14 protein-coding genes are annotated in these 17188 nt (G+C 47.0%); 2 read left to right on the forward strand and 12 right to left on the reverse strand.

Features of this window, described 5'->3' with window-relative positions; all coding sequences use genetic code 11:
• The first annotated feature begins 75 nt into the window (after window positions 1–75).
• Window positions 76–762 (forward strand): universal stress protein, encoded by a 687-nt coding sequence (locus POTG_RS11005; RefSeq protein ID WP_009224904.1) that lies wholly within the window; start codon window positions 76–78, stop codon window positions 760–762.
• Window positions 763–855: 93 nt separating this feature from the next.
• On the opposite strand, the gene POTG_RS11010 is transcribed toward POTG_RS11005, so the two are convergent.
• A complete protein-coding gene (locus POTG_RS11010) occupies window positions 856–1419 on the reverse strand; it encodes a tyrosine-type recombinase/integrase (RefSeq protein ID WP_009224905.1) in 564 nt (187 codons plus the stop codon).
• Between the two features lie 250 nt (window positions 1420–1669).
• Here POTG_RS11010 and POTG_RS11015 point away from each other — a divergent pair, with 250 nt between their 5' ends.
• On the forward strand, window positions 1670–2488 hold the full coding sequence (locus POTG_RS11015) for a helix-turn-helix transcriptional regulator (protein ID WP_009224906.1): 819 nt from the start codon (window positions 1670–1672) through the stop codon (window positions 2486–2488).
• Here POTG_RS11015 and POTG_RS11020 read toward each other — a convergent pair.
• The 11 genes from POTG_RS11020 to POTG_RS11070 form a co-directional block, all read right to left on the reverse strand.
• Complete coding sequence (locus POTG_RS11020) at window positions 2478–3335, reverse strand: carbohydrate ABC transporter permease (RefSeq protein WP_036645055.1); 858 nt, start codon at window positions 3333–3335, stop codon at window positions 2478–2480. The two genes, POTG_RS11015 and POTG_RS11020, sit on opposite strands and share 11 nt — an antisense overlap.
• A 16-nt stretch (window positions 3336–3351) precedes the next feature.
• Window positions 3352–4245 carry a carbohydrate ABC transporter permease gene (locus tag POTG_RS11025; protein ID WP_050769747.1) on the reverse strand — a complete coding sequence of 298 codons (894 nt, stop codon included), beginning with the start codon at window positions 4243–4245 and terminating at the stop codon, window positions 3352–3354.
• Between the two features lie 97 nt (window positions 4246–4342).
• A complete protein-coding gene (locus POTG_RS22720) occupies window positions 4343–5698 on the reverse strand; it encodes an ABC transporter substrate-binding protein (RefSeq protein ID WP_009224909.1) in 1356 nt (451 codons plus the stop codon).
• 380 nt (window positions 5699–6078) lie between these two features.
• On the reverse strand, window positions 6079–6720 hold the full coding sequence (locus POTG_RS11035) for a polysaccharide deacetylase family protein (RefSeq protein ID WP_009224910.1): 642 nt from the start codon (window positions 6718–6720) through the stop codon (window positions 6079–6081).
• A gap of 66 nt (window positions 6721–6786) precedes the next feature.
• Window positions 6787–8271 (reverse strand): alpha-N-arabinofuranosidase, encoded by a 1485-nt coding sequence (locus POTG_RS11040; RefSeq protein ID WP_009224911.1) that lies wholly within the window; start codon window positions 8269–8271, stop codon window positions 6787–6789.
• A gap of 33 nt (window positions 8272–8304) precedes the next feature.
• Window positions 8305–9162 carry a carbohydrate ABC transporter permease gene (locus tag POTG_RS11045; RefSeq protein ID WP_009224912.1) on the reverse strand — a complete coding sequence of 286 codons (858 nt, stop codon included), beginning with the start codon at window positions 9160–9162 and terminating at the stop codon, window positions 8305–8307.
• Between the two features lie 8 nt (window positions 9163–9170).
• Entirely contained in the window at window positions 9171–10040 is an 870-nt protein-coding gene (locus POTG_RS11050; protein WP_009224913.1) for a carbohydrate ABC transporter permease, read from the reverse strand.
• A 69-nt stretch (window positions 10041–10109) separates the two neighbouring features.
• On the reverse strand, window positions 10110–11429 hold the full coding sequence (locus POTG_RS11055; RefSeq protein WP_009224914.1) for an extracellular solute-binding protein: 1320 nt from the start codon (window positions 11427–11429) through the stop codon (window positions 10110–10112).
• Between the two features lie 107 nt (window positions 11430–11536).
• Complete coding sequence (locus POTG_RS11060; protein ID WP_009224915.1) at window positions 11537–13123, reverse strand: response regulator; 1587 nt, start codon at window positions 13121–13123, stop codon at window positions 11537–11539.
• Window positions 13111–14934: a cache domain-containing sensor histidine kinase gene (locus tag POTG_RS11065; RefSeq protein WP_009224916.1), complete on the reverse strand. Its 1824-nt coding sequence runs from the start codon at window positions 14932–14934 to the stop codon at window positions 13111–13113. Before POTG_RS11065 ends, POTG_RS11060 begins: the two co-directional genes overlap by 13 nt.
• A 159-nt stretch (window positions 14935–15093) precedes the next feature.
• Window positions 15094–16902 (reverse strand): sugar-binding protein, encoded by a 1809-nt coding sequence (locus POTG_RS11070; RefSeq protein ID WP_036645057.1) that lies wholly within the window; start codon window positions 16900–16902, stop codon window positions 15094–15096.
• Window positions 16903–17188 lie beyond the last annotated feature (286 nt).

Raw genomic sequence — 17188 nt, forward strand, 5'->3', positions numbered from 1 at the left:
GATAAAACATCAATTATAGTCGTACGTAGTTTATTTAAGTGCTCTATTATTATCCTTTGAGGTGAATAATGTAAAATGGATAATCCATGCAATGAAAGTGTTCTGGTTTGCGTTTATTATGGTCCGAACGGGGAACGACTAATCAAACGCGGTTGCAAAATCGCTAACTTGATGAAGGCCCCGCTGTATATACTGACTGTGGATCCCAAACCTTTCGACGAATTGGATGCAGATAAAGTATTTCATATCGAACAGTGGAAAGAGTATGCCAATTCCCACCCGACAGCACAATTTATTATGAAGGACAATGAAAGCCGCCCTGTTTATAAGGTCATTGCTGAAGTCGCTAGGGAGAAGAACATTACTCAAATCATCCTTGGACAGACGGCCCAGAGCCGTTGGGAGCAAATGACGAAAGGGTCCATTATCAATGCCTTGATCCGGGAGATCCCCTTTGTGGACCTGCATCTTATTTCAGTTGCCCGTTATATTCCTGACGAGGAAGGGATTTACGAAAAGGGAGTTCGTGCTTACTTGATCAAGGACGGTGATCATTATACCTTAAGCTTTAACCACCTCAAGGATGCCGAATATGAAGGGATCTTCTTCAAAGAAGCCAATACGGATTTCGATAATGGCATTTTCCGCTTTATGAAGGACGCTGAAACGCTTCAGGTCCTGGTTAAGGACGGAATCGTCACCGAACTCAGAAATGTGGACATTCAAACCGCGATGAATCGGGTAGCCGCTGAAGAATCATAGGAAATGTGAATATCAACGAATGATGGAATGAACAGACTCTCCGCATGCTTCATGTGGAGAGTTTTTTTGTTTGTCATGTGCTAAATAGGAAATTTACAAATTGACGTCCACCTTGATCGGCAACCTTTCATTTTTATCAATCCCTAAATACTTTAAGGTTTCGGCGGTAGAGTGATGATGCAAGATCGATTTAATGATCGAGATGGCAACCCCTTTATAGTAGGCATGGTAACCGAAGGTCTTGCGCAACGTATGCGTTCCGATCTTCTCCGAAATACCAACCTCTCTGGCCGAACGATTAATAATGCGATAGGCCTGCTGGCGGGTAATCGGCCGGCAATCCTTCTTGGACTTGAACAAGTAGTCCCCTGGTTGCCAATCGATCATGCTCAAATACTCCTTCAAGATTTCCCCAATATTGCAGTTGAGATAATGCGCCTGGTCTTCCCCTGTTCGTTCATTCTTCACGTATAGGAACTGCTTCGGTTTCTCGCCGTCCCACACATCCTCGACAGTAAGACTTAGTAAATCAATTAAACTAATGCCGGTATTAATCCCCAGCACGAAAAGTAATAAGTCTCGAACCGAATGTTTACGCAACTCCTCCTTCATCGCCTGAATGGTTTCAAGGTCTCGAATCGGATTAACAAACTCCACAGAGAATCCCTCCGCATAATGTTACATAATTTAATACTAACATACATTAAGTAACATCTCAATGAATGAGTGACTCAGATTCACCACGCTGCCTATACCTTTAAAACAGGTTTAGACAAAAATGAAAGAGGCCCCTCCATGTTTCAGAAATGGCCTCAAAAAAGACAACGAACCGTTATTCATATTTCAATAGTTGTCCAAAAGTTGTCCCTTTATAATAGATAAAAACAAAATCACGAAGGTGAAAAGGATGACAAACATTTTTTATGTCGAGTACGATGCAACACATAACAGCCAGTTTGTCTTTGACATTCCGAATGGACATGATTGTTGGCTATTAGTCATCACGCAAACTCCCGCTCTCTTTTGGGTAGAGGGAAGTTTGAAGGAATACCCGCCTCACTGCGCAGTGCTTTATAAGCCGCATCAAAAAATATATTACCGGGCTTGTGCTGAACAATATATCAATGATTGGATCCGCTTTGAGACCGATGAACCCTACGTGATCGAATCCTCTTTACCCTTTGGAATTCCCTTCCCATTAGATGACCCTGAATATTGTCACAAGCTGTTCCAGCTGCTGGTCATCGAGAACACATTCAACAAAGACTACAGGAGATCGTCCATTGATCATCTGCTCCGAACGCTGTTTAATAAATTGCTGGAGTCTTACTTCCGCGAAGACATTGTTCCTCAGCACTATAACCTGATCAAGCTGCGGGCAGCTATTCATAATAACCCTGCCCACCCCTGGACCGTGTCAGAAATGGCTGAAATTTTGAGCATCAGCCCTGGGTATCTTCAAGTCATCTACAAGAAGACCTTCGGACTTTCTTGTATGGATGATGTGATTCAATGTCGAATTCGCTTAGCTAAAGAATACCTCATACATAGTCACTACACAGTTGCAGAGATTGCATACCGGTGCGGATATCGAAATGTAGAGCACTTCTGCAGACAATTCAAGCAAATGACCGGTACCTCGCCAAGGAAATATCCCAAGCTCAATACCGGTCCAGATATAAATAGAGATAATGATAAGACCAAATCATTGGAAATTAACCTTTGATGCCGGTCATGGTGATCCCTTGAACAAAATACTTTTGCCCGATAAAGAATAAAATGAGTACGGGAATAACCGTAATTAAGGATACCGCCATCAGCATCTGAATCTGTGAGGAACCGAAGGAATTCTGGAAAAATTGCAAACCGATTGCCAGTGTAAAGTTATGATCACTGTTTAAATAGATCAGCGGAGACATGTAGTCATTCCAATGGAAGGTCACCGACATGAGACCCACCGTAATCAAAGCTGGTTTGATAGCAGGCAGCAATATTTTGTAATAGATCTGAAAAGCATTAGCGCCGTCAATATATGCGGCTTCATCTAGGTCTTTCGGAATCGTCTTGAAGAATTGCCGCAGCAGAAAGATATTAAACGCACCTCCACCAAAAAAGGAGGGAATAATCAAAGGCATTAACGTGTCCAACCAGCCCAGCTTGGTAAACAAGAGGTAGGTCGGAACCAGAGTCACCTGACTGGGGAGCATCATCGTCGCAAGCACGACAGTAAACAGTACACCGTTAAACCGGGATTTAAATCGTGCAAAGCCATAAGCGACCAAAGAAGCCGAAATAACGGTTCCTAGCGTGGCAAGCACCGTTACGGTTAGGGTGTTCAATGTATACCGGGTGAAATCCGCATACTGCCAACCTTCAACGAAGTTATTCCATGTGAACGTCTTCGGAATGATTTTGGGAGGCAGGGTATAAGCTTCTGAAGGAATTTTAAGAGCAGTGGAAATCATCCATATAAATGGGAAGATAAAAATAACAGCTATGACCGTTAACACCAAATAACTTAAGACGGTGGTAATCCGGTCGGTGGTTTTTTTACTTCTATAATAAGCCTCCATGGCTGCACCTCTCATATTAGTTATCGTAATATACCCAGTGTCTGGAGGTCCGGTTTACGATTTGAGTAATGATCATGATGACGATAAACAATAACCAGGCCAAGGTCGAAGCGTAACCCATCTCGTAATATTTAAAGCCGCTGTTGTAAATATGCATCATATACGTATAGGTCGCATAGCTGGGACCGCCTTCGGTCAAAATGTAAGGCTGCATAAAAATTTGGAAGCCGCCGATGATCCCCATGACCAGGTTGAAATAAAGCGTTGGCGTTACCAACGGCAAAGTAATCCGGGTGATTTTAATGAAACTGCTGGCCCCATCTATTTCAGCACTTTCATACAGGGCTTCCGGTATATCCTGCAGTCCTGCGAGAGTAATGATAATGGAATTGCCGATCGTCCAAATCCCCATAATGATAATCGCCGGCATCGCCCATCTGGTATCGCTTAACCAGCTAGGCCCAGTGATGCTGAACAGAGATAGAAAATAATTCACAAGTCCAAATTGGGAGTTGAAAATCCATCCCCAGAGCAGCGTCACCGCAACACCAGAGGTGATATAGGGAATGTAGAAGCTGGTTCGAAAGAAGCCCACTCCCTTTAGCTTTTGATTCAGCAACAGGGCAATTCCAAAAGCTGCAAACAAGCTGAGCGGAACCGAAACGAGCACAAAGTAAAGCGTATTTACCAATGAACGGTAAAACAGAGTGTCCTCCTTGAAGGCCCTGATTAGATTAGCCAAGCCGATGAATCGGCCGGATCCGGTCATATCCATATTGGTGAACACTAAGATAATGGAGAAAACCATGGGATATAGGGTAAAGATCAAAAAACCCAAAAGCCATGGCGAAGTGAAGAGAAAGAAGTGCTTCTCCTCTCTTTTGGGGATTCTAATTTTTTGCACCTTCATTCTTTCGCCTCCGTGACTGCCTTCGCTTGAGATTATAGGAAGGGAGGATTCACGAATCCTCCCTTTCATCAACAGTTCATTCTTCTTTTGCTATGAATTATTTACTTTGATGGATCGAGTCAAAAGCGGCCTGGATTTGTGAAGCAAAGGCTCCTGCTGCTTCCTCTGCAGATTTTCCCTGAACCGTAACCTCCTGCCAGACCTGCTCATACAGATCGCCAGCTTTAGCGATGGATCCGCCCCAAGGGAACGTTATCGCATCCTGCAACCCCGTCACAAAATCCAACATGGAGATATCCGTTCCTTCAATCTTCAAGTTAGCGAATGTAGTATCGGCCGACTCCTTAAGTGCCGGAAGATTCACCTTACTGTACAGATCGCCTACCTCTTTATTGAGGGAAACCGTTTTAATATAAGCCCATGCAGCTTCTTTGTTCTTGGAGTCTTTGTTCATCGCAAATCCCGTTTGGAATTTAATGTTAACCGTTTTTCCGGACGGATCCTTTGGCGGCATGACAATTCCCCATTCGAAGTTGGATCCGATATTTTTAGCAATCGTCGAGGCTTCAAAGAGACCAAGTGGATACATCGCTGCTTTCCCCGCCGCGAACATCTGATCCATCGGCATACTCTTGGCGGCAGCATCATCCGGCATCGCTTTAGCTTTCACGAGGTCGCCAAACAATTGGTATCCCTTCAGTGTATTTTCATCATCCAGTGTCTGCTTGGTCCAATCTTCATTATACGGCGCTCCGCCGTAGACAAATGGGGCAAAGCTTTGCAAGATCCAGTGAGATACAATCCCATAAATTCGATTGGCTCCTTCACCTGAAGAAACCTGTTTTGCGATATTCGCAAAGTCATCCCAAGTCCAGTCGTTTGTCGGGTACGGAACACCTGCTTTGTCAAAAATTTCTTTATTATAGGCAATCATAAAGTCCGAAGCAGTTGCCGGCATGCCTTCGCGTTTTCCATCCGGATCCACATATCCTCCGTCAACGCCTTCTGTAAACAGGGCCTCAAGATCTAGCTGATCCCTTTCAATGTATGGGTTCAGATCTTCAAACCACTTGGTCCGCAGCCCCTTCCAGTCTGGAGACATCATGATCACATCACCGGCATTTCCTGCGGCCAGGGCTGCATCCAGCTTCACATCAACATTGTCCGCCGGAAGCCATACTTCATTCACCTTCACTTTAGGATATAGCTTCTTGAAGACCTTCGTAGCATCTTTTCGAGATTGAAGCTCCTCTCCGCCGCCCCATCCGAATACTGTAATTTCTCCGGAAATTTCTTGCTCTGAATTAGCACCATTCCCTGCAGCAGAGTCATTTCCTGTAGCCGTGTCACTTCCTGCAGCAGTGTTCCCCGCCTGATTACTGTTGCCGCCTCCGCAGGCGGTGAGTCCAGTCATGAAGACGACGATGAATAAAATGAGCAAATATTTTTTCATATGCAGATCCCCCTTTGCCGGATTCACGGATATGTGTTTCAAACGACAAATGAACATTAAGCCCTAAGTGGATTCCCTTGCATGATAATTGATCTATTCTTATTCCAGTACATTTAGCCTACGCCCCCGACCCAGCAGACACCTCCCATTTCATTAACTTGGTTATCCTTTTGCACTGATAGCGCTTCCAATGCTATTTAAAAAATAAAGCTTTTGCCTATTCGAAAACAATGATCTATCCTTATTGATTTTTGATATATAATCATATTTAAAATTTTACATTAATAGCAGCATTTCGGTTTTTTATAAAAAAGACGCCTCCGTTTCAGCAATATCTGCTGATCGAAGACGTCTATTTGAAGCAACTCAATTATCAAAATCTAGTTTAGCAAGCTGTTGCCAGCTAACTCCATTAACTCACGGATTGTCACAAACCGATACCCCTGGTCAGCCAATTCCGCAACAAGCACCCGAACGGCCTCAACTGTCTGAGTACGATCGCCATACCCGTCATGGAACAGGAAGATGCTGCCGTTATCAACAGTCGCCTTCGTCTGCTCCAAGATGTACTCTACGCCGGGTTGGGGCTGTTCCCAGTCCTTGGCCTCGCCATTGACGCAACCAATCACATCGTATCCGAACTCAGCTGCAAGCGAGAACACATCCTCATTCACGGCAAAATACGGTGGTCTGAAACTCGAGGGATGACGCCCGGTCACACGTCGAATCCGCTCGCTCGCCTGTTTGATTTCCCCGCGCGCTTCCCCTTGAGTCAACAGCGTTAAATCAGGATGCGAATACGTGTGGTTCCCAATCTCATGCCCAGCGGCATGAACTTCCTTGGCGAGTTCTTCAAACGCATCCATCTCTTGACCAATCATGAAAAATGTCGCCTTCCCATTCACCTTCCGGAAAATATCCAGCACTTGTCTCGTAAATACGGGATGGGGCCCATCGTCGAACGTAAAGGCGACGACCTTCTCTCGGGTGGGGACCCGATGCACCAACGAACCATTGGACATGATGGTATTCCTCCAATTATCCGCGTTTTAACTCGCTTAATGCCTTCTAACCTCTCTCATTTCTCTCTAGGAAAACGACAACACCACCACCGACATCGGCGGCAATTTGACCGACAAGCTGCCTTCATTTACGTCAGTAAACCCGTCAAAATCTTGCGGCTTCACCGTCTCTGGCTGATCAAAGGTATTGTGGGCATTCATATCCGTGTGGGTTAGGATGCGGCCCGTGACCTTCTTGGCCTCTCCCAATCCGCGCAACCGCAGCGTGACATCTGCCTGCTGATGCGGGTGAACGTTGCACAGACTGATGTCGATGGTGCCGTCTGCCCGTTTAGAGGCCGAACCGCTAACTTGAGGGATGGTATCCTCACCCATACGGTACTCATCTGTCTCAAGGTGAAGCGCGAGGGCTTCCGCATCCTGATGGACCTTGAACATTTCAAAGACATGGTAGGTCGGAGTCAGTAACATCTTCTCGCCTTCGGTTAAGATCATCGCCTGCAGGACGTTTAGGGTCTGGGCAATGTTCGCCATATGGACGCGATCGCAGTGACGATGGAAGATGTGAAAATGCAAGCCGGCGACGAGCGCATCCCGCATGGAGTTTTGCTGGTACAGGAAGCCGGGATTCGTGCCTGGCTCAACCTGGAACCAATTCCCCCATTCATCAATAATCAGCCCAATTCGTTTCTGCGGATCATATTGGTCCATAATCGCCGAATGGCGCTTGATTAACTCGTCCATATGAAGCGCCAGCTTCATCGTCTCAAACCATTCGGCCTCATCGAAGCCCAGCGCAGGGCGTTTGACCTCAAATCCACCCGGCACGGTATAGTTGTGCAAGCTGAGTCCATCCATCATCGGACCAGCTAGACGCATTAGCGTTTCCGTCCAATGGTAGTCATCGACATTGGCGCCCCCGGCTATTTTATAGATCCGGTTCTTCCCATAATTTCGGACATACGTTTGATACCGGCGATATTCGTCAGCGTAATACTCCGCCCGCATATTGCCGCCGCAGCCCCAGTTCTCGTTGCCGACGCCAAAGTACTTCAATTTCCACGGCTTCTCCCGCCCGTTTTCTCGGCGCCAGTTGGCCATTGGCGATTCACCATCGAAGGTCATATACTCGACCCACTCTTGCATCTCTTGCACGGTGCCGTTCCCGACATTGCCGCAAATATAAGGCTCTGCACCAAGCAGTTCACACAAATCAAAAAATTCATGCGTTCCGAAGTGGTTATTCTCCACCACGCCGCCCCAGTGGGTGTTCACCATCCGCTTGCGTTGCTCTCGCGGGCCGACGCCGTCCTTCCAGTGGTACTCATCGGCAAAGCAGCCGCCCGGCCAGCGAAGCACCGGGATGTTCAAACCACGTAATGCCTCCACCACATCGTTCCGGATGCCTCGGGTATTCGGAATCGGCGAATCCTCACCAACCCAGATCCCTTCATATATACAACGGCCGAGATGCTCAGCGAAATGTCCGTAGATATGGCGGCTGATCGTTCCAACGGCCTGGTCAGCACTTACCGTCATCGTTGCCTTCATCGCAAGTTTCTCCCTTCACGCCTGTAATTGTCCTTATCCTTTCACTGCACCTGCAATCATGCTCTGTTGTACTTGCTTGTTTAAGAGCAAATAAATGATCACCGTTGGGATGGTTGTGATCATAAGCCCGGCCCCAATAATGCCCCACTGCGTAATGTAGGTTCCGACCATCGACATCATTCCCACCGTCAATGTTTGATAATGTGTGTCATTAATGAATGTCACCGCAAACATCAGTTCATTCCAGCAGGAAAGGAAGGTAAAGATCGATACGGTGGCAATCGCCGGACGAATCAACGGAAGAATAATGGAGAAGTACGTTCTGTAGACACCGCATCCGTCCATCACCGCAGATTCTTCGAGTTCGCGAGGGACGCCTTTGAAGAAGCTTCCCAGAATGAACACCGCCATGGGAATCCCGAACGCCACATACGGGATAATCAGCGACCAGTAAGTATTCAGCAAGTGCAAGCTCTTCAACACCATGAACAGCGGCAGCAATGCCGCATGAATGGGAACCATCATCCCAAGCAGAATCAAGGTCATCGTTGCGTTGCTAAGCTTCCAATTCATTCTCGTGATGGCGTAAGCGGCCATCGAGGAGAGAATCAGCACCAGGATGATTGAGGCCGCAGTGACCAACACGCTGTTGCCGAAATAATTCATCACATTACCGTCAGATAACGCTTTGGTATAGTTACTCCATAGAAGCTTCTTCGGGAAACCCGCGACATCGCCGCTGAAGATTTCACTATTGTCTTTCAACGAGAAGAACGCCAGCCAAATAAGGGGATAGACCTGAACGAACGCTACGATGATGAGAAAAAATTGCAACAGGAATTTTCCCAAGAAGACTCGCTTGGGCAACCTTACTTCTGCAGTATTCAACATGCTCCCCCCTATTCGGTCTTGAAGAATTTATTAATCAGGATTGTAAACACCAAGCATTCTAGAATAATAAAGACAGACACCGCGCTGCCATATCCATATCTGTACGTATTAAAAATAGTCGTGTACATCAACGTGCTTGGTACCTCAGTAGCAAACAGCGGCCCGCCGCCCGTAAGTACATACACCAGATCAAAGACTTTGAAGGCTCCGATAATGGAGAAGACAAGACATACTTTCAATATAGGCTTCATCAGCGGGATTGTAATGGAGAAGGCCGTCCGAATACGGGAAGCCCCGTCCATTTTCGCCGCTTCGAAGATTTCCTGCGAGATCGATTTCGCTCCGGCATACATCAGGAGCATATGATAACCGACATACTGCCAGAGGGTTGGAATGAAAGAAGCCGCGAGTGCGGTCTTCTTCTGACCGAGCCAGTCCTGGGCTAATTCAGACAAACCAATATTCTCAAGCAATGTATTTAAAAGGCCGTAATCCGCATTGTAGATTTTGGACCATAATTGCGCGATCACAACGGTGGAGATCAGTACCGGAATGAAGTACACCGTTCTATAAAAGCCCTCGCCTTTGACCGAAGATGCCAAAATCAAGGCAAGCAACAGAGAAATCGGCAATTGAATGAAAACAGACGCTGCCGCAAACAGGAAGGAGTTCCGGATCGACAGTAAAGCCCGGGAATCCGTAAACATCTCCACATAATTATCTAGTCCAACAAACGTTCCCTTACCGACGCCATTCCAATCCAGTACGCTATAATAACTCGATACGAAAATCGGAATTAAGACGATCCCGCAAAAAATGAGAAGTGTAGGAAGCACAAATATCGCGATCGCTTTCTTATTGGAAAAAACTGTGTTCATGTGAGTTCTCCTCTCAAAGATGTGGTCAGGGATCCCCCTGACCACATCTGGTTTGAGATTATTCTAGAATCAAAGTTTGAGTTCCGTCGGTTGGAGCTGCGCCATCTGTTTACAGAACTCTTCCGGCGTAATGTCACCAGCAAGAAGCGATGCAATCAAGTTCTTATGCGTTTCCGCAGATTCGGCAGGGAGAATATTATCCCACCAGGTAATAAACGAAGTCGCTGTCGACATAATCTCGGCAGCCGAACGATCCAGCGAAGAGAGACTCGATGTGTCTAGTCCATCGATTTTCCAGCTTGGGAGACCCGCTCCGGCCAGATAGCCTTGCGTTCCGAGCTGTTCACTCAAATACATCAAGAAATCAACGGCTTCTTTAGGATGCTTCGTGTTGCTGCTGATGTAGAAACCATCCACCGCTCCGCCAAAAATCTCAGTAACCTTACCTTTACCATCTTCAAATACAGGGAATGGAACGACTTGAACCTTGCCTTTTGTCGCCGAGGACGGATCCTCAATGCCTGCATTTACCCAGTTCGCCTGGAACATCATCGCACCGCTGCCCGCATTAAATGCCCCCAGCATCTCGTCATAGCTCATGCTCAACATGCTGCTGTTGAATGCCCCAACCTTCGCGAGTTCCTGCATTTTGGCAGCTGCAGCGACGAAATCTGGCGAATCCCATTTGGATGGATCTTTGAAGGCTTCGATCACCGCATCATATCCTGCCTGACGCATCGCGATAATGTCATACCAATACATCCCCGGCCAGCGGTCTTTCTCGCCGATCAACGCCGGTGTAATTCCTGCTGCCTTCAATTTTTCTACCGCATCCAGCAGTTCGGTATAAGTGGTTGGAATTTTGGCTCCCGCTTTATCGAACAGCTCAGTATTCACATAGAGATTGGCAATATGGGTGTAAACGGGGAGAGTATAAATTTTGCCGTCGGTTTCAATCGCTTCGGCCATCCCCGGCCCCATCTTGGACTTGATTTCATCTGTCAAATAACTGGAGATTTCCAGCACGTTGCCGGATTCAATGTAAGGCTGCATGAAGCTTCCGCCGCCCATACCGTAAAAGAGGTCAGGTGCTTCGTTGGCCGCCAGCGATGTTTTGATTTTCGTCTTATACTGCTCGCCTGTCGTACCTGTTCGTTCAACCTGGATGTTGGGATGCTCTTTGTTCCACTTCTCAACAATTTCCGGCAGCAATTTTGCCGATGGATCCGTATTTCCTACGGATTGATCCCAAAGCGTCAACTTAATGGAATCGCTTCCACTTCCGCCCGAAGATTTCTCTCCGGAGGAATTGGATGAGCACGCTGCTAAGCTTCCTGCGAGACCTACTGCTAAAACGATACTCATGGATCTTTTTAATAACGCTTTCATCTCTTTGACCTCCCAATAGAATTCGATGCATCTAAAGCCATTTTAGGGAAGTCGGCGGGAATCCTCCATTCACAAAACGCACATCCCCTTATAAAATTCGATCATCCTTATTGGCATTTTCCAACCCGATACTCGTTCATTGATCTGCCCATGGCCTTCTTAAATAAGATGCTAAAATAATGTGGGTCCGTAATCCCCACCTGTGCCCCAATCTCGTAACCTTTTAAATCGGTTGTTTTGAGAAGCGTCTCCGCCTTCTTCATACGCAGGTTCGTCAAGTACTCGACGAAGGTCTGCCCCGTCTCCTTCTTCATCAACCGTCCCAAATGACCCGGACTCACAAAGAAGGCTGCCGCGGTACTAGCCAACCCCACCTCCGGATCTCCCAGATTTTCTTCCAGGTAGGCTTTCACCTGACTGATCAGGTTCCCTTCCTTGTCTTGCCTCTTCGACAAAATTGCCTCCGAAACCACAACGACGTAGCGCTCCAAGGTTTGGACTAGTTCCGGCAAATTGTCGGCTGTCATGACAGCGAGCATCGTTTCTTTAAGTAGCCCCTGTTCTTCCTCAATCCCTTGCTCTGTGATCGCACGCTGGCATTCATGGATCACATCCAACGCGGCCATACGGAAATCCGATTCACTTGAGAATGACAGATCAAAAATCTGGCTTAGCAGCTGCACTGCACGTTCGGACGATCCGACGCTAACATAAAACTGGAGCTGTCGCAGAAGCTCTGGATCGGATTGGTACGTCTCTTCCCGGTTCCCGATCATTTCTTCATAACATACGACTTGATTATTCCCGACGAAGGCTTTGTAGCGGATGGCTCGGCAGGCCTCTTGATAGCTCAGACGTGCGTCTTGCACATTCTCACGCTTTCGGCCGACTCCAATGTTGACCAAACATTGAGTGGAAGCGAGGAGATAAGCCATCAGTGATTCACAAGTCTCCGCGAGCTCTCTCCCCGGATAAAATGAGACGAGGATGAATTGATTACGGGTCTCGGATAAGATCTCAACCAGCGGATCGTTCTGGAAAAACAGCTCGATCTGATGCTTGCACACCAGCCCTAGCATAATCAGCTGCTCCTCAGTGTGTTTCTCAGAGACCGGAGCGATCTCGACAACCGCAACCTGAAACCCGCTGCTCTGCCGGAATGCAGGTAATTTGAAGTAATCGGCCTGCTCGACTATTTCCTCCCGGGACAACGCGCCGTTCAACCACTGAAATAGAAATCTTTCGCGCAGATAGGGCAAGTTCCGCTCCAGCTCTTCCTTCATCTTTGAGATTTCCTTGGCCCGTGTTCGCTCTTCATGAATTTTCTGCTTGAGATTCCCCGCAACATGAAGCAGGTCCGAGGCTCGGATGGGCTTCAATAGGAAGTCGAAGATCCCAATTTTGATGCCCTGCTGTGCGTATTCGAACTCGTCATGACCGCTCACAACCACGATTTTGATGTGCGGATACCTCTCAAGCACTCTTCGGCTAAGCTCAATCCCATCCATATTGGGCATATAAATATCGGTAAAGATAATATCTGGATTCTGCTCCTCCACCAGCTCCAGCGCTTCTTGGGCATTGGAGGCTTCCCCCGTAATCTCGAAGCCCTCCTGTTCCCAATCAATACGCAAACGAATCAAATTCCGGATCAAATGTTCATCATCAACGATCAAAACCTTTAATTTTTCCATGGCGAATCTACTCCAATCGGTAAGGTTAAAGTCATCGTCGTTCCGACTCCAGGTTCACTATCAATATGTAAGACATCTCGATCATCGTAAAAGATCCGCAATCGTTCCTTGGTTCCCCAAAGCCCAAAGCTCTTGATCTGACCTTGTCTTTCCGTAAGTAAGATTTCCTCGATTTCCTCCTTCGACATCCCCACGCCGTCATCTGAAATGGTGATGACCACAGCAGAGTCTGCGGATTTCGCGCTGATGCGTATGATCCCTTTGGCACCTTTCGGTCTAATGCCATGATACAGCGAGTTCTCAACCAACGGCTGCAGCACCAGCTTGGGAATCGGGATCATGGCACATTCCCTATCTACCTCGAACTGAGCCTCGAAGACATTGTCGTACCGTACGCTCTGGATCTTCAAATAATTGCGGACCATCTCGATTTCTTCCGAAACGGTAATGACGTCCTGACCTTTGCTAACACTTAAGCGATAGTAGGTTCCCAACGCCTCGATCAGCTCACATACCTGCTCGTTGTCTCCGGATAGTGCCAATGAAGTAATGGAGTCCAACGTGTTGTATAGAAAATGAGGTTTGATCTGAGACTGAAGCGCATTGAGTTCTGCTCTGCGTATTGTCTTCTGTTCTTCGATGACGCGCTTTAACAGTTGATCAATTTGCTCAATCATCTGATTATATCCGTGGTACAACTGTTCCATCTCGAAGCTGTTTCGCTCAGCGCTGACCTTCATGAAGTTCCCGCTTGGTGCTCGATTCATAGCCCGCAGCAGCTTCTGAATCGGCTTAATAATGCTGCGCGAGATGATAAAGGAGCTAACGAAGAAAATCGTTCCGTTGATAAGCAACAGCCCGAAAGCCAATAGGACCAAAGATTGATTTCGGAACTCCATGTTCTTATGCGGCGAGAGGCTCACGAACTTCCAGTTATAAGCCCCGCCCGACAAATAAGTTACCGTATATTTCAGGGAGCCTAAATGGACGGTTAAATTCCCTGAGTCACTTTGCTGAAATCGATCCTCTAGTAATGCTAGGTTTGTATTCAACAGCTCAAATATAGCCGATTTCCCGGGCTCATCCGTGGAATCAGCAACAATGGTCTGATTATTCTCATCCAAAATGGCAATTTGCAACGAAGTTTCACTAAGCAGATTCGAATAGGCTTGTACCAACGCATCATCCTTGATCTCGATGACCAATACCCCAAGGGGGGCTGTGTTATCGAGATCCCGAATCAATCGGATGAAGGAGACGATATTCCCGCCGGATGTCCCCTCCCCGCCTCTACGATCCAGTCTCAGAATATATTTGCCGTTATTGCTCAATACCTGTTCGTACCAAGGGGCGTCCTTGATGTTTACCTCCATGTACGTTGGCAGCTCCTGGGTGGCAACTGAAAAACGATGTCCTCCATTATCGTAAATATGTACCGAGTCGATAATCGGAACCGCTTGCATTAAATTGTATAAATAAGAGCTGACCTTCGATTGGGTTTGAAGGTTAGCATACACATCCCCTTGCCGAAGCAAGTTCTGCAGATTGCGGTCCGAGAAAATCATCTTCGAATAGTTGTTCACATTCTCGATCATCAGGTCTATGTTCGTTCGAATCGATGTAATCGTTTGCAAAGATGCTTCGTTAATTTTCTTCTGGGCGGAGTTCGCCGCGATTTGGCTCAATACCAAGTAGCTGAAGCCTACGGTCAGCAGTATGACCAAGAAATAGGCAGACGGGATCTTAAATGCGAGTTTCTTTGGTTTTCCGTAGCTTATAGTTCTTAAGGTATCCCTAAGTTGTGCCCTCATTTCATCGGCCTCCTGCTTCTGATGCAAATATCTATAACCCCCATTATATAACGACCGTCTCTCCTATGGGACATAGCCGATTTCATTCTACCTTAAGGCCATCTGTCACCTCAGTGACAAATGGCCTTGGAATTGAACAAGTATGAGGATGTAGGGGGGCTAGTGGAACAGATCCGGCAGAATATCATAAATGTACTGATTCACCCAATGCCAAGCATGCGTACCGCCGTCGCCTACAATGAAATAGAAGTTCCCTTTAGTCGTATCCGATGAGTAGATAAAAGTGTCCGTGAGTTGCTTCATCGCATCAATCTGCGGTTTTAAATTCGGATAAGCAATATCCAGGTTGCCGGTGGCACTGAAAATATAATAATCCTGCGGTTGATAGCCCGCATCTTTCACAACTTTGGCCAGATATTCCGCGGTTTCCTTCGGTTTGCTGCCCCCGGCTCCCTGGCCTAACACCCAACTATCACCGCTTAACGGCAGGTAATACTTAAAGTAGTCAAGCTTATGAATAAAAGTATACCAAGTTGTAACGGATCCCATAGAGAAGCCGCCGAACGCCCGATGCTCCCGGGAAGCCTTCAAATCTTCCGGGCTAGCCGATTGGGCATAGGTATGATATTGGGTCTCTACCAATGGAAGAATGATATTGGTCAATTCCTCGTGGAATAGGGCGGTATCATTCTTCCCGCCATAGAAGGTTGGCGTAACCACAATCAACGGCTCGATATCCCCGTTTGCGATCATATTGTCCAAGATTTTCGCGAGCTCCTTGCTTTGCCCTGGTCCGCCAAAGAGCAGGTCTTCATTTTCCCCGCCGCCGTGCATCAGGTATAGAACATTATATTTCTTCGCGGGATCGGAAGGGTCATAGCCATAAGGAAGATAGACATTCAACTTCTTCTCGTCCATTCCGTTCGTTACATTCGGTGCCAAGTATGTGAGTCTCTCGATGGTGCCTGGTTGATCGCTGGCCATCCGATAGGCATCCGGAACCGGCTTGAAATATTTCTCATTGGCCGCTTCTTCCGTCATTTCCAATTGGTCCACCGCAGCTTGGATCATGGCAATCTGTTCGTCTATCTGTTGTTGGGTGACTTTTTTATCGTTTAACACGTTAGCCGCGACAACCTTCGTGAGAGCTTCCGTAACGACATCGGGGTTTTTATATAGCTTGAAGTCAAGCTTGAGTGTGCTTCGGAACAAGTTGAGAAGATCATAAGGATTTACTCCGCTAATGTCGCCCTTCCCCTTGCCGTTTAGAACCAGTTCCCCGAACTTTCCCGTGTCATTCCAGGCATTGCCTGTGGCATCAAAGACGTTAAGCGTACCCGCTCTCGTTGATCCTTTGGCATCGTTGATTTGCAGCTCGAAGCCTACAACCTTGTTGTTTTCGGGTTTGGATTTCAAAGCAATTCGGGCTTCGATTACATATCCGCCGTCCACTCGTTTCGCAGCCGTATAAAACCGCTGCACATCCCCGTTGTCTACCGACTGGTTATTCTCATAATTGACGCGAAAATGCACATCGTCTACACCATATTCCAAGGTCTTGTCATGGTTCTCATCAAGAAACAACTCCAAGGAATCTTGCATGTACGGGTTTACGGAGGCAACGGATAGGTGCGGGTCCTTGACTTCAGCCAGAACATAGAGAGCCTGGTCATCCCATAGCGCTCTTAAAACAGCAGAGGCCTCCACCTCGCCCGACACATGTTGGGGTGACACCGGCTGCGCCTTGCTCCATACCTTATCCACGTTACCATCGATCACAGGCGACCCGAATTTCGCGACCATTCTGCCTTGAGGATCGAATCCGTTCTTGACTCCCGGATCAGGATGACCTGGACCCGCAGCTGCAGCAGCCTCTGCTCCCGAATAGGAAGCATTCGTTAGCATTAAGGATACACTGATCAACAACATCATCATGGATTGCAGGAATAGCCTTATTCTTCTCTTCATGAAAGAATCCCTCCTACGATCGTCATGTTCTCTTGGTTTTGCTCGCGAGTCTCCCATCCATCCCAGGTTGTGAACTTACTATCTGCTAACCGATTCCAACGATAACTGAAGTAACACTTCTATCAGATGCTAATAGAAGCGCTTTCATAAATTCCCTCCTTTAAGTTCATTTAGTTTGTTGCACCCATATTTTAGAAAAAATTACACAGCGACTACATTCAAAATTTGAACCATCCCTTTCAATTTTCAAACATTCCTAGAGGCAAATGACATAGTGAACAATAAG

It is taken from the genome of Paenibacillus sp. oral taxon 786 str. D14 (genome assembly GCF_000159955.1).
GTDB classification, from domain to species: Bacteria; Bacillota; Bacilli; order Paenibacillales; family Paenibacillaceae; genus Fontibacillus; species Fontibacillus phoenicis.

Bases quoted from the DNA above. Each gene is read 5' to 3' on its own strand.
- POTG_RS11040 (WP_009224911.1), bottom strand. From the start codon at position 8,271: ATGAAGGCAACGATGACGGTAAGTGCTGACCAGGCCGTTGGAACGATC.
- POTG_RS11060 (WP_009224915.1), bottom strand. From the start codon at position 13,123: ATGGAAAAATTAAAGGTTTTGATCGTTGATGATGAACATTTGATCCGG.
- POTG_RS11070 (WP_036645057.1), bottom strand. From the start codon at position 16,902: ATGAAGAGAAGAATAAGGCTATTCCTGCAATCCATGATGATGTTGTTG.
- POTG_RS11045 (WP_009224912.1), bottom strand. From the start codon at position 9,162: ATGTTGAATACTGCAGAAGTAAGGTTGCCCAAGCGAGTCTTCTTGGGA.
- POTG_RS11025 (WP_050769747.1), bottom strand. From the start codon at position 4,245: ATGAAGGTGCAAAAAATTAGAATCCCCAAAAGAGAGGAGAAGCACTTC.
- POTG_RS11005 (WP_009224904.1), top strand. From the start codon at position 76: ATGGATAATCCATGCAATGAAAGTGTTCTGGTTTGCGTTTATTATGGT.
- POTG_RS11050 (WP_009224913.1), bottom strand. From the start codon at position 10,040: ATGAACACAGTTTTTTCCAATAAGAAAGCGATCGCGATATTTGTGCTT.
- POTG_RS11020 (WP_036645055.1), bottom strand. From the start codon at position 3,335: ATGGAGGCTTATTATAGAAGTAAAAAAACCACCGACCGGATTACCACC.
- POTG_RS11065 (WP_009224916.1), bottom strand. From the start codon at position 14,934: ATGAGGGCACAACTTAGGGATACCTTAAGAACTATAAGCTACGGAAAA.
- POTG_RS11015 (WP_009224906.1), top strand. From the start codon at position 1,670: ATGACAAACATTTTTTATGTCGAGTACGATGCAACACATAACAGCCAG.
- POTG_RS11035 (WP_009224910.1), bottom strand. From the start codon at position 6,720: ATGTCCAATGGTTCGTTGGTGCATCGGGTCCCCACCCGAGAGAAGGTC.
- POTG_RS22720 (WP_009224909.1), bottom strand. From the start codon at position 5,698: ATGAAAAAATATTTGCTCATTTTATTCATCGTCGTCTTCATGACTGGA.
- POTG_RS11055 (WP_009224914.1), bottom strand. From the start codon at position 11,429: ATGAAAGCGTTATTAAAAAGATCCATGAGTATCGTTTTAGCAGTAGGT.